The 23,641-nt window shown below is 30.7% G+C and carries 25 protein-coding genes; 17 read left to right on the top strand and 8 right to left on the bottom strand.

Annotation, left to right across the window (positions count from 1 at the left end):
• Positions 1 to 15: 15 nt before the first annotated feature.
• Positions 16 to 1,209, top strand: coding sequence for a Pycsar system effector family protein (locus AC2I98_RS04485; RefSeq protein WP_486413433.1), 1,194 nt, complete (start codon positions 16 to 18; stop codon positions 1,207 to 1,209).
• Positions 1,210 to 1,219: 10 nt separating this feature from the next.
• Here the strand turns inward: AC2I98_RS04485 and AC2I98_RS04480 are convergent, their stop codons facing one another.
• Complete coding sequence (locus AC2I98_RS04480) at positions 1,220 to 1,681, bottom strand: DUF6265 family protein (RefSeq protein WP_486413432.1); 462 nt, start codon at positions 1,679 to 1,681, stop codon at positions 1,220 to 1,222.
• A 19-nt stretch (positions 1,682 to 1,700) separates the two neighbouring features.
• Positions 1,701 to 2,078 carry a VOC family protein gene (locus AC2I98_RS04475; RefSeq protein WP_486413431.1) on the bottom strand — a complete coding sequence of 126 codons (378 nt, stop codon included), beginning with the start codon at positions 2,076 to 2,078 and terminating at the stop codon, positions 1,701 to 1,703.
• A gap of 125 nt (positions 2,079 to 2,203) precedes the next feature.
• Between AC2I98_RS04475 and AC2I98_RS04470 the strand changes: the two genes are divergently transcribed.
• The 5 genes from AC2I98_RS04470 to AC2I98_RS04450 all read left to right on the top strand — a co-directional run bounded on the left by AC2I98_RS04470 (position 2,204) and on the right by AC2I98_RS04450 (position 6,379).
• Positions 2,204 to 2,620 (top strand): OsmC family protein, encoded by a 417-nt coding sequence (locus AC2I98_RS04470; RefSeq protein ID WP_486413430.1) that lies wholly within the window; start codon positions 2,204 to 2,206, stop codon positions 2,618 to 2,620.
• Between the two features lie 148 nt (positions 2,621 to 2,768).
• Entirely contained in the window at positions 2,769 to 3,866 is a 1,098-nt protein-coding gene (locus AC2I98_RS04465) for a hypothetical protein (RefSeq protein WP_486413429.1), read from the top strand.
• 21 nt (positions 3,867 to 3,887) lie between these two features.
• A complete protein-coding gene (locus AC2I98_RS04460) occupies positions 3,888 to 4,613 on the top strand; it encodes a hypothetical protein (RefSeq protein ID WP_486413428.1) in 726 nt (241 codons plus the stop codon).
• Positions 4,614 to 4,624: 11 nt separating this feature from the next.
• Entirely contained in the window at positions 4,625 to 5,305 is a 681-nt protein-coding gene (locus AC2I98_RS04455; RefSeq protein ID WP_486413427.1) for a hypothetical protein, read from the top strand.
• 72 nt (positions 5,306 to 5,377) lie between these two features.
• Positions 5,378 to 6,379 (top strand): T9SS type B sorting domain-containing protein, encoded by a 1,002-nt coding sequence (locus AC2I98_RS04450; protein ID WP_486413426.1) that lies wholly within the window; start codon positions 5,378 to 5,380, stop codon positions 6,377 to 6,379.
• Between the two features lie 49 nt (positions 6,380 to 6,428).
• Here the strand turns inward: AC2I98_RS04450 and AC2I98_RS04445 are convergent, their stop codons facing one another.
• The 3 genes from AC2I98_RS04445 to AC2I98_RS04435 all read right to left on the bottom strand — a co-directional run bounded on the left by AC2I98_RS04445 (position 6,429) and on the right by AC2I98_RS04435 (position 8,406).
• Complete coding sequence (locus AC2I98_RS04445; protein ID WP_486413425.1) at positions 6,429 to 6,974, bottom strand: NADPH-dependent FMN reductase; 546 nt, start codon at positions 6,972 to 6,974, stop codon at positions 6,429 to 6,431.
• Positions 6,975 to 7,064: 90 nt separating this feature from the next.
• Positions 7,065 to 7,592, bottom strand: a complete 528-nt coding sequence (locus AC2I98_RS04440; protein WP_486413424.1) for an NADPH-dependent FMN reductase — start codon at positions 7,590 to 7,592, stop codon at positions 7,065 to 7,067.
• Between the two features lie 4 nt (positions 7,593 to 7,596).
• Positions 7,597 to 8,406, bottom strand: a complete 810-nt coding sequence (locus tag AC2I98_RS04435) for an AraC family transcriptional regulator (protein ID WP_486413423.1) — start codon at positions 8,404 to 8,406, stop codon at positions 7,597 to 7,599.
• 166 nt (positions 8,407 to 8,572) lie between these two features.
• On the opposite strand from AC2I98_RS04435, the gene AC2I98_RS04430 reads away from it, so the two are divergent.
• From AC2I98_RS04430 to AC2I98_RS04415, 4 genes are all read left to right on the top strand, one after another.
• Positions 8,573 to 9,901, top strand: a complete 1,329-nt coding sequence (locus AC2I98_RS04430; protein ID WP_486413422.1) for a TolC family protein — start codon at positions 8,573 to 8,575, stop codon at positions 9,899 to 9,901.
• Positions 9,902 to 9,903: 2 nt separating this feature from the next.
• Entirely contained in the window at positions 9,904 to 10,950 is a 1,047-nt protein-coding gene (locus AC2I98_RS04425; RefSeq protein ID WP_486413421.1) for an HlyD family secretion protein, read from the top strand.
• Positions 10,951 to 10,953: 3 nt separating this feature from the next.
• Positions 10,954 to 12,519 (top strand): MFS transporter, encoded by a 1,566-nt coding sequence (locus AC2I98_RS04420; RefSeq protein ID WP_486413420.1) that lies wholly within the window; start codon positions 10,954 to 10,956, stop codon positions 12,517 to 12,519.
• 500 nt (positions 12,520 to 13,019) lie between these two features.
• Positions 13,020 to 13,247 (top strand): hypothetical protein, encoded by a 228-nt coding sequence (locus tag AC2I98_RS04415; RefSeq protein WP_486413419.1) that lies wholly within the window; start codon positions 13,020 to 13,022, stop codon positions 13,245 to 13,247.
• Between the two features lie 376 nt (positions 13,248 to 13,623).
• On the opposite strand, the gene AC2I98_RS04410 is transcribed toward AC2I98_RS04415, so the two are convergent.
• A complete protein-coding gene (locus AC2I98_RS04410; RefSeq protein WP_486413418.1) occupies positions 13,624 to 14,487 on the bottom strand; it encodes an acyl-CoA thioesterase in 864 nt (287 codons plus the stop codon).
• Between the two features lie 7 nt (positions 14,488 to 14,494).
• Positions 14,495 to 15,460, bottom strand: a complete 966-nt coding sequence (locus tag AC2I98_RS04405) for an NAD(P)H-dependent flavin oxidoreductase (RefSeq protein ID WP_486413417.1) — start codon at positions 15,458 to 15,460, stop codon at positions 14,495 to 14,497.
• 135 nt (positions 15,461 to 15,595) lie between these two features.
• Here AC2I98_RS04405 and AC2I98_RS04400 point away from each other — a divergent pair, with 135 nt between their 5' ends.
• The 3 genes from AC2I98_RS04400 (at position 15,596) to AC2I98_RS04390 (ending at position 19,182) form a co-directional block, all read left to right on the top strand.
• Complete coding sequence (locus AC2I98_RS04400; protein WP_486413416.1) at positions 15,596 to 17,047, top strand: MATE family efflux transporter; 1,452 nt, start codon at positions 15,596 to 15,598, stop codon at positions 17,045 to 17,047.
• Position 17,048: 1 nt separating this feature from the next.
• Positions 17,049 to 17,285: a hypothetical protein gene (locus tag AC2I98_RS04395; protein WP_486413415.1), complete on the top strand. Its 237-nt coding sequence runs from the start codon at positions 17,049 to 17,051 to the stop codon at positions 17,283 to 17,285.
• A gap of 121 nt (positions 17,286 to 17,406) precedes the next feature.
• Positions 17,407 to 19,182, top strand: a complete 1,776-nt coding sequence (locus tag AC2I98_RS04390; protein ID WP_486413414.1) for an AMP-dependent synthetase/ligase — start codon at positions 17,407 to 17,409, stop codon at positions 19,180 to 19,182.
• A gap of 56 nt (positions 19,183 to 19,238) precedes the next feature.
• On the opposite strand, the gene AC2I98_RS04385 is transcribed toward AC2I98_RS04390, so the two are convergent.
• On the bottom strand, positions 19,239 to 19,928 hold the full coding sequence (locus AC2I98_RS04385; RefSeq protein ID WP_486413413.1) for a zinc metallopeptidase: 690 nt from the start codon (positions 19,926 to 19,928) through the stop codon (positions 19,239 to 19,241).
• Between the two features lie 204 nt (positions 19,929 to 20,132).
• Here AC2I98_RS04385 and AC2I98_RS04380 point away from each other — a divergent pair, with 204 nt between their 5' ends.
• From AC2I98_RS04380 to AC2I98_RS04365, 4 genes are read left to right on the top strand one after another with little or no spacing between them, the layout of a single operon-like run.
• The gene (locus AC2I98_RS04380) at positions 20,133 to 21,257 is read left to right on the top strand and encodes a GNAT family protein (RefSeq protein WP_486413412.1); all 1,125 of its coding nucleotides are present in this window, start codon (positions 20,133 to 20,135) and stop codon (positions 21,255 to 21,257) included.
• A 17-nt stretch (positions 21,258 to 21,274) separates the two neighbouring features.
• Entirely contained in the window at positions 21,275 to 22,432 is a 1,158-nt protein-coding gene (locus AC2I98_RS04375; RefSeq protein ID WP_486413411.1) for a M14 family zinc carboxypeptidase, read from the top strand.
• 36 nt (positions 22,433 to 22,468) lie between these two features.
• Complete coding sequence (locus AC2I98_RS04370) at positions 22,469 to 23,020, top strand: TlpA family protein disulfide reductase (protein WP_486413410.1); 552 nt, start codon at positions 22,469 to 22,471, stop codon at positions 23,018 to 23,020.
• Positions 23,013 to 23,630, top strand: a complete 618-nt coding sequence (locus AC2I98_RS04365; protein WP_486413409.1) for a DUF4230 domain-containing protein — start codon at positions 23,013 to 23,015, stop codon at positions 23,628 to 23,630. Before AC2I98_RS04370 ends, AC2I98_RS04365 begins: the two co-directional genes overlap by 8 nt.
• Positions 23,631 to 23,641 lie beyond the last annotated feature (11 nt).

The raw sequence follows: 23,641 nt of genomic DNA, 5'->3' as shown, positions 1-23,641 counted from the left end.
CGTTAAAAACGTGTAATGAACCAATTGTTATTAAATATAGAAAACTATGTTTTCAATCTGTTCAAAGATAACCTTTCTTTAGATTTTACGTATCATAATTTTATGCATACTGTAAAAGTTGTTGAGGCTATAAAGACTTTGAGCCAAGAGGAACAAATTCCTACAGATCAACAAGAAAAATTAATAATTGCAGGTTGGTTTCATGATACAGGTTATACAAAAACCGTGCAAGGACACGAAAATGAGAGTGCAAATATTGCAAAAGAGTATTTGAGTGAACATCATTTTGACGAAAATTATATTAAAGAAATTCAAGATTATATCTTAATAACGACTTTGAATCGAGTTCCGCAGACAATTGGTGAAGCAATTGTAAAAGATGCAGATAATTATCATTTAGGTCAAACAGAATACCCAAAAATTTCGGAATTATTGCGAGATGAAATTTCCAAAATTTGTAACAAAGATTTTTCAGATTATGAATGGCATGTAGAAAATAGAAATTATTTTCTGAATGAACATCATTATTATACTGATGCAGCTAAGAATTTGTGGCAAAAAGGAAAAGAAGAAAATTTAATTTATACTCAAACTAAGATAAAAGAAATCGAGTTAATTGGTGATGTGCCGAATAAGTATGAATTAAAGAAAAAGAAAAACGATAAGATTCAACAACCAGACCGTGGAGTAGATACACTTTTTCGTGTTACGTTAAACAATCATACTCGTTTAAGTGATATTGCTGATAGCAAAGCCAATATTTTACTGTCTGTAAATGCAATTGTTATTTCGATAGCACTTTCTACTTTGGTTCCAAAATTAGGAAGTCCAAAGAATGAATATCTTCTTTTACCTTCTATTGTAATGCTTTTGTCTAGTGTTGTTACTATTATTTTTGCAATTTTAGCAACAAAGCCAAATGTTACTTACGAAAGTTTTAATCAAGAAGATATCAAAAACAAAAAAGTAAATTTACTATTCTTCGGTAATTTCTATCAAATGTCGCTTAATGCCTACGAAGAAGCAATGGAAGAATTGATGAAAGATAGAGATTATGTTTACACTTCTTTGACTAGAGATTTGTATTATTTGGGTAAAGTTTTGGAACGTAAATATCGTTTATTGAGTATTACTTATACAATTTTTATGATTGGTACAGTATTGTCTGTCTTGACTTTTGCTTATGCCATGATTACAAATGTAGGTTAGATTATTGATCTCATAATTTATCAAAATCGAACTTAATTTTATTTGATTCATCATTGCTTATTTCAGCTTTTAATTGATTTTTGACTTTCCAATACTTAATCAATTTAGGAAAATCATTTTCTTTATTTTCTAATGTAAATGAATTCTTTTCCGAATGAATTAAATCAAAATCAGTTGTTTCATTTTTTGTTTTATCTAAGTTTACTTTCAAAATCCATTTGTTTTCAATTCTTGTTAGAGTCAAATGCTCTTGGGAAATCGTATCATTATTTTTGATTGTAAATCCACAACCTAAATAAGTATTTTGGTCAATTTTTTTCCAATTTTCATACGTTTTTCGATCCGATTTTTCATTTGTTCGAATCCATTTTCCTACAAGAAAATCAAAGCTTGGATTTTCGACCAAAGACTTTGTAGTACTACATGAATTCATTAAAAATGCAGACAATAAAAGAAAAGAAAATAGTTTCATAAAGATGTGTTTTTAAAAATTACTTCGCATTAGGATCAACTTCAAAAATACCAAAAATATTATGATCTGTATCTAAAAAATAACCTTGCCAAGACATTCCAGGAATAGCAAATTTTGGCATTGCTACAATTCCTCCATTTTCTAAGATTTTTTGAGCAATTTCATCAAGTTTTTCAACTTGCATAGTACAGGTAAATGCATTTGTACCACAATTAAGAGGAGGAGTTTCGGCTGGTCGTTTAAACATTCCACCCTCCATACCAGAAGTATTGATACGGTAGTATTCAATTGGTAATCCTTCTTGTTTTATAAAATTCCATCCAAAAACATTGTGATAAAATTCTATGCATTTTTGCGGATCATTTGCTTGAATTTCAAAATATACAATACTATTCATTTATCGTTAATTTTATGTATTATCATTTAAATTTAAGGTAAAAAATGATTCATAAAAGATTATTCGATTAAATTTTGAAAGAATTCTTTTGAGAATGATTATTTTTATACTTTAAAACAAACAAGATGAAAATTGAATTAAATAGAGTAAATCAAGCTTCTCATTATGAGGCAACTGCTGCAAGTTCTTCTGTAAAAGTAAACATTGATGGTCCGGAATCGATAGGAGGAGAGGGAAAAGGTGTTCGTCCGATGGAGTTGGTTTTAATTGCTTTGGGAAGTTGTAGTGTTTTTGATTTAGGAGAAATTTTAAAGAAACAACGTCAAGAAATTGAGGACTTAAAAGTTGAGGTAGAAGGTCAACGTCGTGATGAAATTCCAAATATTTTTACAAATATCCACATCAAATTCTTTTTAAAAGGAAACATAGATATTGATAAAGCAAATAAAGCTGCAGAATTAGCCGTTAAGAAATATTGTAGTGTACACGATATGTTAGCTAATGGAGGAATTGATATTACTTATGAGATTAATGTGAATTAGACTATTTTATTTATAATCAGAAAAACCGAGCTATTTAGTTCGGTTTTTTTATTACATAAAAGTTAGAGAATTAACATTTAAATAACAAGTATCTAAATTTTATGTTAAAAAATATACTATGTTTGTAAAATAATTAACACACAGACTATTGAAAAGATTTTTATTTTTTATTACGCTTTTTTTCTTTTTTATACAAAACACTTTTGCTCAAACTTTGAGTAAAGGTGATATCGTTGTGGTTGGATATAATGCAAATGATTGTGAGACTATAAATGTAGGGACTGAAAGTATTGTTATAACTGATCGTGTTTATTTTGTCTCGTTTAAACCAATTACTCCGAATACTGTGATTTCTATTACGGACAATGGCTATGAAAGAATTAGTAACAATATTTTTCCTACGACAGAGGGCGTAATGAAAATGAGATACAAGGGAGCGACAATACCCGCAGGAAAGGTTTTTGTAATAAATTTTCATAACAATAGTAACGCTATTACTCAAACAAATAAATTAAATCCGGATTGGGAAATTAAATATCCATCTAACACGGTTGTCAATTTAAATATTTCTGGAGATCAGTTATTTGTTTTTTTTAATAACAATGAATTTGATAACTCTACTTCCGTTTTTGCAGGCAATGTTATATATGCATTTAATACGAAATCAATTTGGAATGCAAATACAACACCTGGAGCAAATAACTCAAATTTACCAGGTAATCAAGCTGATGATCCTGTAAGGTTTAATATTTTAAATTACCATTTAACTAACCTAGTAACAAGAGATTATAATTATTTTAATGAAAATATTGATAATTTATCTAAAAGTGAATGGTTATTAAGGCTGCTTAACCCAAATTATTATAGAAATGAAAATATAACCTGTGATCAATTTAATACAGATTTTAAGTTACAAGCTATTACGATAAAAACACAAAATCCTCGAATAGAAGTTTGCCGAGGAGATGTTTATGAAATTGCTGTAGATAACAATAATATGCCTGGTTTAACATATCAGTGGTACTCAAATACAAGTTTTTCAGATACTGGAGGTACTCTTATACCAGGAGCTACTCAATACAAATATTCCATTCCTACGAATATAAGTAAAGACTACTATTATTATTGTGAAATGACATATAAATTGAGTAATCAATCTCCAAGTACAACAAATACATTAAAATCTTTACCTTTTAGAGTGAAAGTAAACCAAACTATAACATCACCAATACTTAATAATTTATAAAAACACTAGAAATAAAAACTTATGAATATAAAAACACACTCTTTGAAACTATTAGCATCTTTGGTATTAATACTTATTGCTAATTTAGTATTTGCCCAACATCAGACTATTGTAATGGGAGATAATACGCCCTATAACTATTCTGTAGATACTTCATCAGATCTAGCAAATCCTACTTTAAATGATCAACCAAATGGAACATCTGGTTCAACTTATGATTGGACAATTACTTATATAGGAACTGGAACCGGTGTTATCGGTATTCTTCCTACAGGAGGTACATATAATAACGTACTAGATGATAATAAAGCAACAATTAATTGGGCTGCATCTACACCAGGAGATTATGAAGTAAAAGTTGTAGAAACTAATGGAGCTTGTCCTACGGATGAAACAAAGTATATTGTAAGAGTTACGTCTCCTTCTGCAACAGGAACTGTTGATTGGACTTCTACTAATATATGTAAGTCGGGTGGAGTTACGTTTAATGTGACAGGGGCAATTCCTAATAGTATATTACATTATTCTGTAACAAATGCGACTCCAGCTACAGGAACAATTTCAGTTGATGCTTCAGGAGATGCTACGATTAATGTAGTACATGACGGAACAACTAATAATCATGTGGTTATTACATTAGATAAATTGGAGCTTAATGGAGTAGATATTTCTTATACAAGTCCTAATCCTACAGCAACTGCTACAGTCAATATTGTTCAAACATCTGGAATTCAATTATTACCTTAAGAAACATAATTATGAAAAACTTAAAAATAAAATACATATTAAGTTTACTTCTAACATTATTTATGATAGGAGTAAATGCACAACAAACAATTAGTTTTGGAGATATCAAGAATTATGCTGTAGATGAATTAGATGGACCAAATGGAACTCCAGGTTCTACTTATGAGTGGTCGGTTTGGACGTCAGCTCTAACTCCTGTTGATATTACAGCTAGTGGAACATTAACAATCACTCCACAAACAGCAAGTAAGAATAAAGTAGAAATAAATTGGGGAACTACGCTTGCAGGTACTTATACTTTACATGTCGTTGAAACTAATGCTACTTGTATTGGTTTGGAACAAAAAATTACAGTTATAATAAATCCAATTAGTCAACCTACTTTAACAGCAGATAATGCAACAACTTGTTTTGATGCATCAGTTAACTTTAAGATAGATAATGCACCGGCTAATAGTAAAGTAACGTTAACAATTACAGGAGGTACATCAACTACAACAAGTCCTGTTACAACAGATTCAACTGGTAAAGCAACGATAACTGTAACTCCTGCTACTGGTTCTACACAAATTGAAGTTAAGTTAACTGAGATGGAATTATCTAATGGAACTGTTGTTGATATTAATCCAGATGTTACAGAAACTGTAATCGTGACGCCTGAAGTTTCGACATCGGTAATAACATTTGATTAATAAGTAATTTTGATAAAGTATTATATATATAATTTATTAAATCATAAACTATATTTTGCAACGCTTCTCGGATTGGGAAGTGTTGTATTATATGGACAGCAAACAATATGTCAAGGTACCACCAAGATTTACAAAGTTGACGAATTAGAAAATTCTGGAAATGGAACTGTTGGTTCTACTTATGTTTGGAAAGTCTTAGAAAGTAACTTTTCTGGAATTTTTTCTTCATTAACAACATCTGGAAATCAAGTAGAGATTAATTGGCAGAGTACACCTGCAGGAGTTTATACGTTACAAGTAACAGAGAATTCTAGTTGTGGAACTGCCTTACAAGAGCTTAAAGTAACAATAAGTGAGTTAGGTAAAGTTAATTTACCTCCATTACATTATTTTTGTCCAGCGTTTAATTCGATGACAATTAAAGCTCCAGATGGATATGAAGAATATAATTGGTATGATGAAAATAATAATTTAGTTTTCTCATCTACAACTTCAACTTTTCTCGCTTCAAAACCAGGTAAATATCGTTTAGAAGCTGTATCTGGAAGTTGTAAATCTATTGGCGAAACAGAAGTTCAATTAGTAGAATTTCCGACAATACTTGTTAATACAGATTTAGATAATTCTATGATTATTGTTGCAAATGGAGGCAATACATCTGTTCAATATCAATTAGAAGATAGTTCTGGTAAAATTATTTATCCTTGGCAAGATTCTAATACATTTATGAATGTTCCTGCAGGAAAGTATATTGTTAGAGTAAAATCTAAAAACGGCGAATGTTTGACAGAAATTCCAGCAGAAGCTATGGTTATTACTAATGTAATTACGCCAAATAATGATGGAATAAATGACAAGTGGGATTTAAGTAAATTATTAAAAGATTATCCAAATGCATTGGTTGAAGTTTATGATCGTTATGGTAAAAAAGTGAAAACAATAACACAAACAGATAATTTTATTTGGGATGGTAAAATTGGAGGAAATACAGTTCCTACTGATAATTATTGGTATGTTATAAAACTAAGTGATAATCAAACTAAATCAGGTTCTTTATTAATTAAAAACAGATAAAAAAATCCACTCAAATTGAGTGGATTTTTTTTGTTATTTATAGTTTGTTTTAACTATTTACAGTTTCAAAAGATTCTTGAAATGTTTTGATTTTAGCTAAAACAGTTTGTTTCAGTTCGTCGTTTATAATTTCTCCTTCTTTGAAATTATCATGAAAAGAAGGGAAAGTTGTACTTGCTACAATTTCTCCACTTGCAAACATTCCAAAGTATTTTGTTGCAACTTCCATCACATTTCCACCTCCGTATCCACCTGGAGAAGTACTTAATAATAATAATTTTTTGTCTTTCAAATAAGGCATATCAATACGAGAAACCCAATCTAAAATATTTTTTAATGCAACAGAAAAATTACCATTATGTTCTGCTAATGAAATAACTAAACCATCTGCATCTTGTACTTTTTTATAGAAATCTTGTGCTTCTTGAGGAAAACCATTCTCTACTTGACGCTCTACAGAATAAATTGGCATTTCAAAATCATTGATGTCGATAACCTCAATTTCTGCGTTTTCGATTTGATTTAAAGTATAGTTTAATAATTGTTTATTGATTGATGTTTTACTGTTACTACCAGCAAATGCTAAAATTTTCATATTCTTATCGAGTTATTTTATTTTGATGAAGCAAAGTTATTGCAATCTCAAATAAAACTTATTGACCTATGTTAGGAAAAGATAAAAACGTTAAATATTATTTTTAAACTCATTTATTTTTGAAATTAATTCGTTGTTTAACTCTTCATTAATAATTTTTCCATCAGCAAAATTTTCATTAAATTTTGGTAAAGAAAAGTCAATTAATATTGTTCCACCGAGTTTTGTCAGTAATTTTGAGCCAATTTCTAACGAATTTTTACCTCCATAACCTCCAGGAGAAGTACTCATTGCAAAGATTTTTTTACCTTCCAAAAATTTATAATCAATACGAGAACACCAATCCATATAACTCTTAAACACTGCTGTAAAACAAGCATTGTGTTCTGCTAAAGAGATCAAAATTACATCAGATTCTACTAATTTTTCATAAAATGCTTTTACATCATTAGAAAAACCTTCATTTTTTTCGATGTCAATATCAAAAGTTGGAACGCTATAATCGTTTAAATCTAAAATTTCAATTTTGTGCTCATTCAATAAAGATGAAGCATAAGTAACTAATTGTTTGTTGATAGAAGTAGAGCTGTTACTTCCTGCAAAGGCTTTAATTATCATAGTTCTAATTTTTTGTATGGATTAATTGTGCATATTCTGTAGGTCGAATTCCTGCTACTTTCTGAAAAACATTGCTGAAAGACGATAAAGAATTGTAGCCAACTAGCATGGCAATTTCGTACATATTATAGTTATTTTCTGCAATTAATTCTAATGATTTTGTAATTCTAAGCGAACGTAAAAACCGAACATAATTCATTCCCATATTGTCTTTAAATTTACGAGATAATGTTCGAGCACTCAAACCAAAATGTTGAGCAATTTCTTCGATGGAATAATTCTTATCAAGATTTTTCATTAAAAACTGCGCAATTTCAATCAATTTTTGATCTTTTGGATAGGGATGCTGAATGAAAACTGGTAATTTATTTGATTCCATTTCTGGTAAAATTGATTTTATGGCTTTTATAAAATCATATTTAGCATGATCTTTTTGTGGAATACTGCCGCTCCAATTTTTGGTGTAAAGTATCATTTCTCTTAACAAATCGCCAGCATAATATATATTCGTAATTGAATAATAATCGTTTTCTTTTGCTTCTGTTTTAAAATAGAAATTGTATAAATCCCCTGTCTTACTATTTGTTAAAATAGAATGAGGTGTATTGGCTGGTATCCACATAAAACAACGCGCAGGTAAATACCAATGCTTATCGTTAACAAAAATATGAACAATACCACCTTCAGCATATAAAAGTTGATGCTTTTTATGTTGATGTATTTTTGTTCCTATCGCATCCAAATGTGCATGCTGAACGTAATAATGTACAGTTGATTTATCTACTTCGTTAAAGAAAAATTGATCAAATTTCATGATGAAAAGCTTGAAGATTCAAATTAGAATTTTCGTTACTACAAATTAATTCATTTTGGCGTAAATGAGCAAATTATTTTCTTATTTTATCGTTTGGAAAAATCATTTTGGTTCTAAATTTGTAATGTTAAAAAATCATTAAAACACTTATAAATTAATACAAACGATGTTTAAAGCATTTAAATGTCAATTGCTTACGTTAATTCTGATGTTGAGTAGCATATGTTATGCGCAAAACGAAATAGAATATAACCAATTGAAACTTAGTAAAGCAATTGAAATTGGATTACAAAACAATAAAAAACTAAAAATAAGTTATCTTAAGACTGATCTTGCTGAATTAAAAGAGAAAGATCTTAAGAATGAAAAACTACCTGATGTGGATTTTCATTCGGGTTTTCATGTGTTAAGTAATTTGCGTCAATACGAAGATGGTTTTCTAAAGCCTTCAACAAAATATGAAGTACCTCGAATAAAATATGATTTTACTTTATCTGCCGAAATTCCGGTTTATATGGGAGGGAAAATCAAAAATGAAGAGAAAAAAGCAACAATAGAAACAGAAATCTCAAAACTGCAGATTCGTAAAGATGAACGTGAGTTGAGAATGCAAATTATTACAGCTTATTTACAAGCGTTGCATTTACAGGAACAACAAAAGTTGATTACAGATAAAATGAAAGAAGATTCAGTTGTTATTAAACAAACCGAAACGCTTAAAAAAAATGGATTAGTCACTTATAATGAAGTTTTGAGAACGCAATTGCAACTATCAAATCATAAAATGTCTTTTACAGAATTACAAAATGAAATATCGATTATTGAGCATAATATTAAAACCATTTTATCTCTTCCTGAAGAACAAGAAATGCATATCGACACAGACGATTTGTTTACAAATGAAGAACATTTAGGATTGGTTGACGAAATGATTTTGGAAGCAATTGATCATAATGAAAGCCTAAAAATAGCAAAAGATGATTTGAATTTAAGAGAAATTGATAAAAAAAATACGAAAGCGAATACGTTGCCAAAAATTACGGCAGGAGCAGAGTATGGCTATAATTATCCAAATTTCATGTTTTTTCCTCCAGAAAAATATTTAAATCGAAATGGAATGATTGGTGTTAATGTATCGATTCCGTTGAGTAATTTTTTCAAAAATAAAGAGAAAATGCAAATGGCAGATCGTCATATTTCTATTGCAAAATTAGAGATTGAAGAGAAGGAAGAGCAAATTCGACACGATGTTTTTACTGCAAATAAACGTTTAGAAGAATCAATCGAAAAAATTAAAATTGCTGAACAGGCAATTGATCAAGCTAAAGAAAATTATCGCATTGTTAAAACAAAGTATGTTAATAAATTAAGCTTGATAACAGAATTAATCGATGCAGATAATGCATATTTAGAAGCTCAATCTAATTTGATTTCATTGCAGATTAATAAACAATTAAAATACTATCAATTACAATACGTTTTAGGAAACTTATAACAATGGGAAAACAACAGACAAAAGGAGAAAAAAGATTAAATAGAACACTTTCTACAATCGCTTGGATTTTTATCATCATAGGAATTTCAGCTATTGCGTGGTTTTATTTCTTTTCGAGATCACATGTCAATACAAACGATGCGCAAGTACGACAATATATTACGCCAGTTTCAAGTAAAGTTTCTGGTTTTATAAAAAAAGTGAATTTTGAAGAAAACCAATTTGTACATAAAGGAGATACGCTTGTTGTAATTGATAACAGAGAGTTTAAAAATCAAGTTGATATGGCAGAAGCTAATTTAGAGTCAACAACACAATCAGTCTTAACATACGAAAAAGCGGTTGATACAAAAGCAAGTGATGTAAGTATTGTTAATGCAAATATAGAAGCGGCTAAAATAGAGGTTTGGAGAACGGAAAAAGATTATAAACGTTTCAAAAATTTAGTTGACGAAGATGCTGCCACAATGCAACAATTTGAAGAGGTTGAAGCTAAATATAAACAAGCAAAAGCAAGTTTGAATGCTTTAGAACAACAACGTAATGCAGTTAATGTAAGTACATCTGCTGAAGAAACTAAAGTAGCGCCTGTAAAAACACAAATTTTACAACGTAAAGCACAATTGGATAATGCGAAATTGACAATGTCTTATACTTATGTTATAGCGCCATATGATGGTTGGGTAGGAGCGAAGAATATTCAAGAGGGACAATTAATCAAAGAAGGTCAAGCACTTGTACAAGTGGTTTCGAAAGAAAAATGGATTGTTGCAAATTTTAAGGAAACACAAATTGGAGAAATCGATTTGGATAAACCAGTGAGTATCAAAGCGGACGCTTATAAGAATTTAGAGTTTGAAGGAAAAATAGAATCACTTTCTCCTGCTTCAGGGTCAGAGTTTGCTTTGATAAAACCAGATAATGCTACAGGGAATTTTGTAAAAATAGAGCAACGTTTTCCTGTGAAAATTATTTTGAAAGAATCAAAAAATAACGAAAAATTACGTACAGGAATGAATGTAAATGTTTCCGCAGAAAAAGTAGATTAAGCAATGTCACAACAAAATTCGATATTTAATAAATGGGTTCCACAAATATTGATTGTACCAATTTTTATTTTGGCACTATTTCCTCATTTGATGATTTTGACATTGTTCAATATGAACAGTACGTTCACAGCATCCTTTCTTGATTTGGAAGTAGATGATTTACAATTCCTATTTTCGATGGCTTATGCTACAATTGTTTGTGGATTATTTATTCATGTTCGGTTTTTTCACTTTTTTAATATTAGAAGTTATTTATTGACAATGACAATGCTTAATATATTAGTATTGTTTGCAATGACATTGACTACAAACACAGAATTAATCTTGATTTTACGTTTTGTACAAGGACCAATTTCGCTTTTCGAAGGGTGTATTTTGATTCCGATAATTATGGCAAATATTAAAAGTGAACATTCAAAATTGATAGCCTACTCGTTTATGTATGGTGTTATGTTGACGGGAGATAAATTTACAACCTCTATAGTGAAATTTGCGATAGAGAATTATAATCATAATATGATGGTGTATACCATAATGAGTTTGCATTTGGTAGCATTAATTATTTATGTTTTTTTCTTTAATCACAACAGAATGTTTCCCAAAAAACCACTATATCAATTGAATTTAGGAGGGGTTTTTTTGATGATGATTTCATTAATATCAGGTGCTTTTTTCTTGATATATGGAAAGAAATATTATTGGTTCGAATCTCCAATTATTGTAATCGCATTTGCTACATCACTTATTTTTAGTGGATTGTTTATTTTTCATCAAAAAACGTCCAAACGACCATTATTTCATTTTGATGTTCTTCGTTCAGAACGTGTTATTTTAGGTATTTTGATGTTTTTTGTTTTTTACCTTTTACGTTCGGGCATGAGTAATATTTACCAAGTAATGTCTGTTGTGTGGAAATGGCATTGGGAATATGTATTGCAAATTCAATATTTTAATGTTGCAGGTTCAATTACAGGAGTTGTCATGGCATTTTTCTTGGTTCGAAATAAAATAGATTATCGTAATATATTCTTTGTAGGATTTTTGCTTTTAGCAATGAGTATGTTGTGGTTTAGTTATTTGTTTTATCCAGATACAAAAGTAGAGGCAATTGCTCCCACACTTTTTTTAGAAGGAGTAGCGCAAGGGATCATTTTTACACCTTTGGTGATGTATATTACAGGATCCGTGCATCCTACAATTACAGGTAGTGCAGCACAAATAGGAACAGCAACACGTTTCTGGACAACAACAATAGGTTTTGCAATTATGCAAAATACAATGCTTTATTTAACGACTAAACATCAATTTTTGATGACGAAAAATTTAGATAAAACAAATCCAATTTTTCAAGACCAATGGAACAATTTATTTAATAAAAATATAGCAACGCATTTACCAAATGAAGCTGAAGTATTGTCTGCAACAGCACTGAAAGCAAAATTATACAATCAAGCTTTGCTAGTGAGTAACATCGAGGTTTTTAGAACATTATTTGTTTTAGGCGTTTTAGCTGCACTTTTTGTGTTACTTTATCGACCTTTGAAACAGCGATTATTTCATCGCTCATAATTTTTTGCGGGATAAGATTGTTATTCAGTTTAATTACTTACTTTTAAAACATATTATTTTCTATACCAATCGAATATGTTAGAAAAGATAAACCAGTTTTTTGAGAAAAATGATTCAATTTTTGAATACTCACAATTGTTTAATTATGTTTTGTCTGTTTTAACCTATTTTGCATTTTGGATTTTTCCGACTCATTTTAGTAGTACATTCCTTACAAATACTATTCATCTATTTTTGGTCGAATTTATCATGATACATTCAGGGATTTTTATGAGTATTCTTGCAAGAAAAAGAAGTCTATCATTATTTATCATCTTATATGGTTGTATAATTTATTTTCTTTCTCGTGCTTTCGAGAATGATTATTATATTTTTCTTTATCTATTAATCATAGTCAATAGAACACGTGTTGTTTTTTATCCTGTTAATAATTTGGTCCGCAATAAAAATATTATTTACTCCTTCGCGGGGGCATTCTTTTTTTTAATTACTGCTTTTCTATGATTTTGTTTCATCATATAATTCCTGCTTATGGCATTACAACAGAATATCTTGTACATTCAGGTTTTAATTGGCAAAACGATGGAGCTAAAGGTGCATTGGTAGATAAGCCTCAACTTATCATCTATTTTTGGGTAAATTATTTTTCGTTATGGTGCTGTTTTGAATATTATGTACTGAGAAATAAAGAAGAATTGAACGAAAGATTTAAGAATTTTAGATTTTAAAGAGGTAGGTAAAGCATTTCCTTTATAGTCCAACTCTTATTTTTAGGAAGAAATCATGGTTTTGTACTGAGCTTACAGAGTTCGGAATTAAGCCAGCTTGGTGTTGTAGTAAGCTGACGTGGTTCGGAACCTGGAGATCGTGGTTGAGTAAGGTATAATTTGTAGTTATATAACCACAAATTTATGGTTGAGGACCAAGAGATTGGGGTAATCAAACCGAGTCGATTGGGTTAGAGACCCCGTCAGCTTAGTCCAGAAGTAAGTCAGCTATGTTCCGAACCACGTAGACTTGGATGGGAACAAGGAGAATTTAGAAAAAAAATCAGACCAAAATTATTCTTGATCTGATTAAAGTTTTTATCGTTTGATAATGTATTTATTTTACAATAGGACGCATTAAGCCTTCTTGTGCAACGCTACAAATTAATTCACCAGATCGATTAAAGAGATTTCCTCTAGTAAAACCTCTTGTATCTTCTGCACTTGGAGAGTCTACACTGACTAAAATCCAATCGTGCAAATTCGGTTCGCGATGAAACCAAATCGAATGATCTAAACTTGCCATTTGAGTATTTCCAAAATGAGCTTTAGAAGCATGTGGTTTTATAGCCGTTGATAATAAATTGTAATCAGAGCTATACGCAATTAATTGTTGAATAATTGGCAATGGTAAATTTTCTGGAACATCATTAAATGTTAACCAAACATTGCTATTACTTGGATAATCTTTTTTCTCGAAAGGATTTACAAATTCTACAGGTTTAAAATCTAATGGACGTTCTGCCAAAACAAATCGCATAATTGATTTTGGTAAAACAGAACCAAATTGTTCTGCGACATCATTCCAACTCATTAATTCTTCTGGAGGTGTAACAACAGGCATTTCATCTTGATGATTGTAACCTTCTTGTTTCAATTGAAAAGAACAAGCCATTACAAAAATCGGAATATTATCTTGTTTTGCCGTTACAACACGTGTGCTAAAACTACCTCCATCTCGTAGATTAGCCACTTCGAAATAGATAAGTTTTTCTAAATCTCCAGGTAAAATAAAATAGGAGTGAAGTGAATGACAAAAACGATCTGAAGGTACCGTTTGATAAGCAGCATGCAAAGCTTGACTTACCACTTGTCCTCCAAAAACATTGGGACTTCCCATGAAAGAACTTTTCCCTTCGAATAAATTTTCTTCTAATTTTTTTAGAGAAATCAACTCGATTAGTTCTTGTGTAGTTTTCATTTTAAGTTTAAAATTTCAAATTATTTAATTTCTGCATATTTTGTTCTAATGCAGTTTTATATTCATTTTTCATTCGATTGATTAATTCCTCTGTCGAAATTATATCGTGAATTCCCGAAACACCTTGTCCAGCTGACCAAATATCTTTCCAGGCTTTGTGACCATCTCCACCAATTAATTTAGAAAAATCTTCTTCTTTCTTCTCATCTAAATCAATTCCAGAATGAATAATACTTGGTTTCAAAAAATTAGCATTTACTCCTGAAATTCCATCTGTATAAATTACATCTTCAAAAGTAGAATCGACAATCATTTTCTTATAATCTTGATCTGCAGAAGCTTCTTTTGTCGCAATAAAACGAGTCCCAATATAGGCAAAATCTGCTCCCATATTTTCGGCTGCTAAGATATCATTTCCATTATTCATCGCACCTGCTAAAATTAAGCATCCATCATAAAATGTACGAATATCATCAATCAGAGCAAAAGGATTTGCTGTACCTGCATGTCCGCCAGCACCAGACGCAACAGCAATAATACCATCTACACCAGCTTCAGCGGCTTTTTCAGCATAACGTTTTTTGATGACATCATGAAAAACCAAACCACCATAACTATGAACAGCATCTACAACTTGTTTTACAGCACCTAGCGATGTGATAATAAGAGGAACTCGGTATTTTGCACATAAAGCCAAATCATCTTCGAGACGCGGATTTGTTTTATTTACAATAAGATTAACACCAAATGGGGCAGTTTTTTTTCCAGTTGCTTCTTCATATTGTTTTAATTGAGAAGTAATATCAATTAACATCTGTTCAAAATCTTCTGCGGTTCTTCCATTTAGTGAAGGGAATGTCCCACACACACCATTTTTACATGCTTCAACAACTAATTCAGTTCGAGAAACAAGAAACATAGGAGAGGTAATCAAAGGAAGATCTAAACTATTTTTAAATTCTTGTAAAGTCATTTATCAAAATTTTCTAATGTGGTTACTATTGCAATATAAGTATAAATTATTTTTAAGAAAATTAAAATTCCTTCATAATTTCTAAATGTAGAAGCCAAAGCTTTGCTGTATCTTTGCAATCGAAAATAGAAGAAATTGGAGTTAAAAGAGCATTTAAGACGTAATATAAAATTAGCATTTCCTGTAATGATTACTCAAATGGGGCAGATTTCTGTCAACATTATTGATAACATTATGGTAGGTGGTTTAGGTGGAAAATATGATAATGTAGAAGATGAGGTTTTAGGAAAAACGGCTTTGGCAGCGGCATCTTTAGGTAACTCATTGTTTTTTGCAGTTTTGGTATTTGCTTTCGGGTTTAGTTTTGCTTTATCACCTTTGATTGCAGCAGAAGATTCGAAAGGAGATAAAAAAATGGCTGCGAATTATTTTTCGCATAGTTTAGTTTTAAATGTAACTTTATCAATAGCATTATTTTTATTGATTACATTTCTAAAACCACTCATGTATCACATGGGACAACCTGCTGATGTGGTCGAAAAATGTATTCCATATTTAACAATTATGACATTTTCGATGATTCCTTTGATGATTTTCCAAACGTTTCGTCAGTTATCAGAAGGTTTATCTTTAACGATTCCTGTTACAATTGCAACTGTTTTGAGTAATGTAGTAAACATTACGTTAAACTATGGTTGGATTTATGGAAACTGGGGATTTCCTCGTTTAGAAGTTGCTGGTGCAGCCTGGGGAACTTTTGTTGCTCGTACAATTATGATGATTTTCTTGATTATTGTATTATTTAATTTCAAGAAAACGAAATCTGTCTTGAAAGAAGCTCAGTTTAAAGTCAGTAATTTTCAGAAAGTAATTTTCAGAAAAATTGCAGGAATTGGTATTCCAACAGCTTTAACCTCTTTTTTTGAGATGAGTGCTTTCTCTTTGGCAGCCTTTGTTTGTGGTTATACATTTACAAATTCTATTGCAGATCAAGAATTAGCGAAAGTCAATTTAGCAGCGCATCAAATTGCGATAAATCTTGCGTCTACAACTTTTATGATGTGTACTGGAATTGGTGTTGCAGCAACGGTTCGAATTGGAAATCAATTAGGATTAAAAGATTATAAAACCTTACGAGAAGCAGGTTGGTCTTGTATTTTGATGGTTCTATCATTTATGATTTTATGCGGAATCTTATTTATTATTTTCCGTCATGAATTACCAACAATTTATTTAGATAATCCTGATGTTATAAATTTAGCCGCATCATTATTAATTATCGCATCACTGTTTCAAATGTCAGATGGAGTACAATTGGTATTGTTAGGTGCTCTGAGAGGAATGACAGATGTTAAAATTCCATCGATATTAACATTCGTTTCGTATTGGTTAATTGCGATTCCGATAGGGGTTGTTTTAGCTATTGTTTTCGAAATGCGTGCATTTGGAATGTGGATTGGCTTAGGAATAGGATTGACAGCTTCGGCAATATTTTTGATGATTCGATACAATCGTCAAACAAAAAAAATGATTAGGGAAAATCCTAATTCTGAATTAATTTTAGAAGATAAATTAAAAAACATATAAAATGGAATTACCAAAATTTTTATTGGCAGATAATTCGACAATGCCAGACAAAATCTTTATTTTACATACAGAATATCCTCGTTTTTTATTAGACGTAGAAACGGATGATATCGAGTGGTTTGAAGATATTTCTGAAGAAGAAGATAACGAAGAATTTAATACAGAAATTGCTAATTTAATCGAAGATGCTTTAGACTTTTATGATCAAGAAATGTCTTTATTAGACGAAGAAGAGTAAGTCTCGAATAAATAAAAATCTTTTGGTTTTATCAGTGTAAGAACTACACTATAAATGATTTTTTATGCTTGCATTATAATTTATTTATTAGTATTTTGCAATAAGAAAATTATTCAAAACCATGGAAATAAAACGATTATTTGATTTTCCACAAAATCAACTACAAAATAATCCTCGAGAAGATGCATTAGTGTCTAAGGTCAACGGAACTTGGGTGAAAACATCTACACAAGAATATGTTGGCAAAGCCAATGCATTTAGTCGAGGATTATTACAATTAGGAATCAAGCCACAAGATAAGATTGCAATAGTAACTTCAACTAATCGTACCGAATGGAATATCTGCGACATAGGTATACAGCAAGTTGGTGCGATTTCCGTTCCGTTATATCCTACACTTTCAGAAGAAGATTTTGATTATATTTTAAATAATGCAGAATGTAAATTTATCATTGTTTCTGATAAAGCTTTATATGATACTGTAGCTGCTGTAAAAGACAAAGTATCTACATTAGTTGGTATTTATAGTTTTGATGAAATTCCTGGCGTACCTAATTACAAAGAGATTTTAGATTTAGGTGAAGATAATTCTACACAACATGAGGTAGATAGTTTAAAAGAAATTATTAAACCTTCGGATATTGCGACTCTTATTTATACTTCTGGAACAACTGGACGACCAAAAGGAGTGGTTTTAACACATGAGAATATTGTTTCAGATGTGTTGATGTCAGTAGATCGTATTCCAGATTTTCCAAATCATGCCATTGCTTTAAGCTTTCTTCCGATTAATCATGTTTTCGAGCGTATGCTGATTTATTTGTATCAACATCTAAATATCGGAATCTGGTATGCAGAAAGTATTGATAAATTAGGTGATAACATGAAAGAGGTAAAACCTCATGTAATGACTGTTGTTCCGCGTTTAGTTGAGAAAGTTTACGATAAAATATATAATACAGGCGCTTCTGCTGGAGGTCTTAAAACAAAAATTTTTATGTGGGCTTTAAGCCTTGTTGAAGACTATGATCCGTACAATCCAAAAGGAGGATTATTCGGTTTAAAACATTCAATTGCGAAAAGTTTAGTATTCAGTAAATGGAAAGAAGGAGTAGGAGGTAACTTAGTATGTATGGTTTCGGGTTCTGCGCCATTAGCAGGTCGTTTGAATCATATTTTCTGGGGAGCAGGAATTCCTATTTTAGAAGGTTATGGTTTAACAGAAACTTCTCCTGTAATTTCAGTTAACTGCATGAAAAAAGATGGTTTCGGAATCGGAACAGTTGGTGCTCCATTAAAAGGAATCGAGGTTAAAATTGCTGAAGATGGTGAAATTTTGGTTAAAGGACCAAATGTAACACAAGGTTATTACAAAGATCCTGAGAAAACAGCCGAAGCTTTCACGCCAGATGGGTATTTCAAAACGGGTGATATCGGAGTTTTAGAAAGAGGTTTATTGAAAATTACTGATCGTAAAAAAGAAATGTTCAAAACTTCTGGAGGAAAATATATTGCACCGCAAATTATTGAAAATAAGTTTAAACAATCACGTTTTATAGAGCAAGTAATGGTAGTTGGAGAAGGAGAAAAAATGCCTTGTGCGATTATTCAGCCAAATTTTCAAGTGCTAAAAGATTATTTACGCATCAAAGGAATTGAAGAACCTGCTACTAATGTAGATATTATTAAAGAACCTGCAATTTTAGATATTATTGCCCGCGAAATTGATAAAATGAACAAAGGTTTAGGTCATTGGGAGCAAATTAAGAAATTTGAATTGACACCTGATGAATGGACAATTGATGATGGTTTATTAACACCTACGTTGAAGTTGAAACGTAAAAATGTCTTGGCTAAATATCAAGATTTATACAACAAATTATACGATAAGAAATAAACAAAAAATCCCTTCAAATTTGAAGGGATTTTTTGTTTATTATCATGAAATTATTTCTAATCTCGTCGTCCGCCCATTGCCATCATTACAAAATAAAGTAACTGAGCTAACGAACCAATTGCCGCAACCACATACGTTCTTGCTGCCCATTTTAATGAGTCTTTAGCTCCTTCGTATTCATTTGGCATTACCATATTATTACCTTTTAACCAAGCTAATGCTCTGTTAGAAGCGTCGTATTCAACAGGTAATGTTACAAATGCAAAGACTGTTGTTACAGCAAATAAGAAAATACCAATCCATAATAAGGTTGCATTTTTTGATGTTGCCATTACAACCAAACCTAACATTAAAATCCATTGATTTAATCGCGATGCAATGTTTACCATCGGTACCATTTTCGAGCGTAATTGCAACATATTATATCCAACTGCATGTTGTACTGCGTGACCACATTCGTGAGCTGCAACAGCCGCTGCCGCCGCATTACGTTCATGGAAAACAACTTCTGATAAATTTACTGTTTTATCAGCGGGATTATAATGGTCCGTTAATTGACCTGGAGTAGAAATAACACGAACATCGTGAATATTATTATCAGAAAGCATTTTTTCGGCAATCTCTCTACCAGACATTCCGTTTGCTAAATGTACTTTCGAATAAAATTTAAATTTACTTTGCAGTCGGTTGCTAACAAACCAACTAATCAACATAAATAACCCAATAATAATGTAATAACCTGTCATCTATTTTCTATTTTATTTTTTTCAATTTTAATTATCAGTTAAATTTCAAAAAGTATTCCAATAACTGAATAGAGACAAAAATAGTAGAATTGTTGGCTTTTTGACAGAATTCTGTATTAAATCATGTAAATTGAACATAGAAAACTGACATTTTTGTTAAAAAAATTTCAATAAAAATAGCAAAACTTACTACCTTTGCACGCTATGAGTATTCGTATTAAAGAAGTACAGTCAAAACAGGATTTGGAAACATTTATTAAGTTTCCGATGAATTTGTATAAGGATAATCAATATTACGTTCCGCCCTTTATTAATGAGGAAAAGGAAACATTAGATGTTTCTAAAAATCCCGTATTTAAAGATGCTGAAGCGCGTTATTTTCTTGCAGAAAAAGATGGCAAGATTGTAGGACGTGTTGCTGCAATTATAAATTGGCAAGAAGTCAATAATCAGAAAAAGCGAAAAATGCGTTTTGGTTGGTTTGATATGATTGATGACATTGAAGTGACAAAAGCACTTTTGGCGAAAATAGAAGAAATAGGGAAAGAAAATCAGTTAGAATATATTGAAGGACCAGTTGGTTTTTCGAATTTAGAGAAGGCAGGAATGCTAACCATGGGATTCGATAAATTAGCAACAATGGTAGGTTTATATAATTATGCATATTATCCACAACATTTAGAGTCATTAAATTTTGAAACTGCAAATGAATGGGTGGAATATGAATTGCCTGCTCCAACAGAATTACCAGAAAAAGTAATTAAGTTCAATAAAATTATTCGCGAACGCTACAAATTGAAAGAATTAAAGTTTACTAAGACTTCAGAAATTATTCCTTATGTAGACGAAATGTTCGATTTGTTAGATAAAACGTATAGTGAATTAGATACATACGTTCCGATTGCAGATTACCAAATTGAATACTACAAAAAGAAGTATATTCCGTTTATCAATCCAGATTTCGTAAATTGTATTGTTGATGAGAATGGGAAAATGGTTTCGTTTGCCATTACGATGCCTTCATATTCGAAAGCAATGCAAAAAGCGAAAGGTAAAATTTTTCCATTTGGTTGGTGGCATTTGATGCGTGCAAGTAAAAATAACGATTCTGCTCAATTTTATTTGATTGGTATTGATCCTAAATTTCAAGGAAAAGGTGTTACGGCACTTATTTTTAGTGCGATGTTCGATACTTTTAGAAATAATAATATCAAGTTTTTAGAAACGAATCCGGAATTAGCAGATAACGAAAGTATTCAAGTTTTATGGAAGGCTTATTCTCCTGTTAATCATAAGGCAAGAAAAACATATCGAAAATCAATTCAATAAAATATAAATAACACTAAATGTTTGATATTCATCAATTAGATAAAGAATATTCAACTTTCAGACAAGAAGGTTTTGATTCTAAATGGTTAAATTTTGAAGCTCTGAATGAATATTTTTCATTAAAAACATCTCAAAAAGAACAAATTGGAACATCTTTTTTAGGAAATGAAATTTATAAGTTAAGTTTCGGAACCGGAGAAAAACGTCTATTAATTTGGTCTCAAATGCATGGAAACGAATCTTCAGGAACTCGTGCTATGTTTGATGTAATCAATTTTTTTGAACAAAAATCTGAGTTAGCTCAAACTATTTTATCTCAATTGACAATTGATTTTATTCCAATGTTAAATCCTGATGGTGCAAATGTCAATACACGTAGAAATGCGGTCGGAATTGATATTAACCGTGATTTTTTAGCAAAGGAATCGACAGAAATTCATGTTTTGTTGAATCAAGTGGAAAAAGGAAATTATCAAACATTGTTTAATTTACATGATCAGCGTACAATTTTTAATGTTGGTCAAACTGCGAAACCAGCAACGCTCTCTTTTTTAGCGCCCTCTTACAATGTAGAAGAAGATGTGAACGAAGTTCGCAAAAAAACGATGGGAATTATCCAGTCGATGAATACTGAATTGCAAAAAGTGATTCCTGGACATATAGGTCGTTATACATCAGAATTTTATCCGATGTCTACAGGAGATAATTTTACAAAAATGGGTTATCCATGTGTATTATTTGAAGCAGGACATTTTCCAAATGATTATCAACGAAATAAGACAAGAAGATACAATGCTTTGGCTATTTTAGCTGGATTGAATGCTTTGGCTAAACAAGAAAGTTTTCCGTTTGATGAATATTTAACAATTCCTCAAAATGGACAAAAATATTTGGATGTTGTGATTCATAATGTTCAATTAAAGAATGATGAAAATTCATCTGTTGTTGATTTAGGAATTTATTTCGAAGATGTATATAATGAAGCAAGTAATTCGGTTGAACAAATTGCGAAAATTATAGAAATTGGTGATTTACGCAAATTTATTGGTCATCTTGAAATTGATGCAAAACAACAAATTTATAAAGGAATAACAAAGAATTATCCTTTGTTGAATCAATTGGCAACTTTTGAAATTGGCTCAATTAAGATAAAAAATGGTCAATTGATTGACTAATTATTTATACATTTAATACCATAAACTAAAAATATAATGAAAAAATTATTGGCAATTGCTCTTGTTGCAATGTTGGGATTCTCTACGCAAACTTTTGCTCAGAAAAAAGTGTTAAATCGCACGATTACAGCAGAAAATGGGAAGAAAATGTTGACAGGAGAATTTAACAGAGAAGCTTTAGAGGAAGATGATTTCAAAGGTTGGTATAACCAAGAGTATGATTCTTATGAAGTTGAAAAGATTAAATTAAAAGATTTAAAAGATTTACGAAATTATAGAATAGAAGTTTTTGTAGGAACTTGGTGTCCAGATTCTCGTCGTGAATTACCACGTTTATATAAAATTTTAGATGATATGAAATTCTCTCAAAACCGCTTGAAAGTTATTGGTGTTAATCATCAAAAGAAAAGTTTTAATGGAGAAGAAATAAATAAAAATATTACACACGTTCCGACAATTATCGTTTATAACAATAAAAAAGAGGAAGTTGGTAGAATTGTTGAATCTCCAGTTTCTGGATATTTAGAAGAAGATTTGGCACAGATTGTGAATGGTACGCCATTGAAACCAAATTATGCAAATGAATAATTTAAAGAAAATAATTCTTGTCGTTGTAGCTTTTGTTTTAGGCGTGATGATTACGTATTTCATCATGGATAAATTTAAAACTGAAAGTTACAGTGAACAATCTCATGTGATTGCTTATCAAATCGAACGAATGAATAAAATGATTGTTGCAGAACAAACATATTCGGATTTGTACAATCATACTTCAAAAAAATCGTTGCCTGGTTTATCTGATATTTATTCAGCAGATAAAAAGGTGACACTTTTAGTAAAAGCACAAGCACAAGCAACGTATGATTTGAAAAAAATGGATATTGAACTGGATTCTGTAAATAAAAAAATTATCATCAGATCAATTCCACCAGTTGAAATTCAAGTTTATCCAGATGTTAGTTTTTATGACATGGATCAAAGTGTTTTCAATAAATTTAGTAAAGATGATTTGAACGGAATTAAGAAACGAGCAGTTGAGCATGTAGAAAAAACCGTCGATCAAACCAAACTAAAACAAGAGGCGCATCAACAGTTAATTCAAAATCTTGGCGATTTGTATTTTCTTGCTAAAACCTATGGTTGGAAAATAGAGGATAAAACAAGTTATGCAAACGAATTGAATAAATTATACGATTAAAAATATTTAAA

The sequence above is a fragment of the Empedobacter sp. EJD.6dd genome (assembly GCF_057369435.1).
The sequence above is the reverse complement of the archived record's forward strand: the minus strand, read 5'-3'. Positions and strand labels throughout refer to the sequence as shown.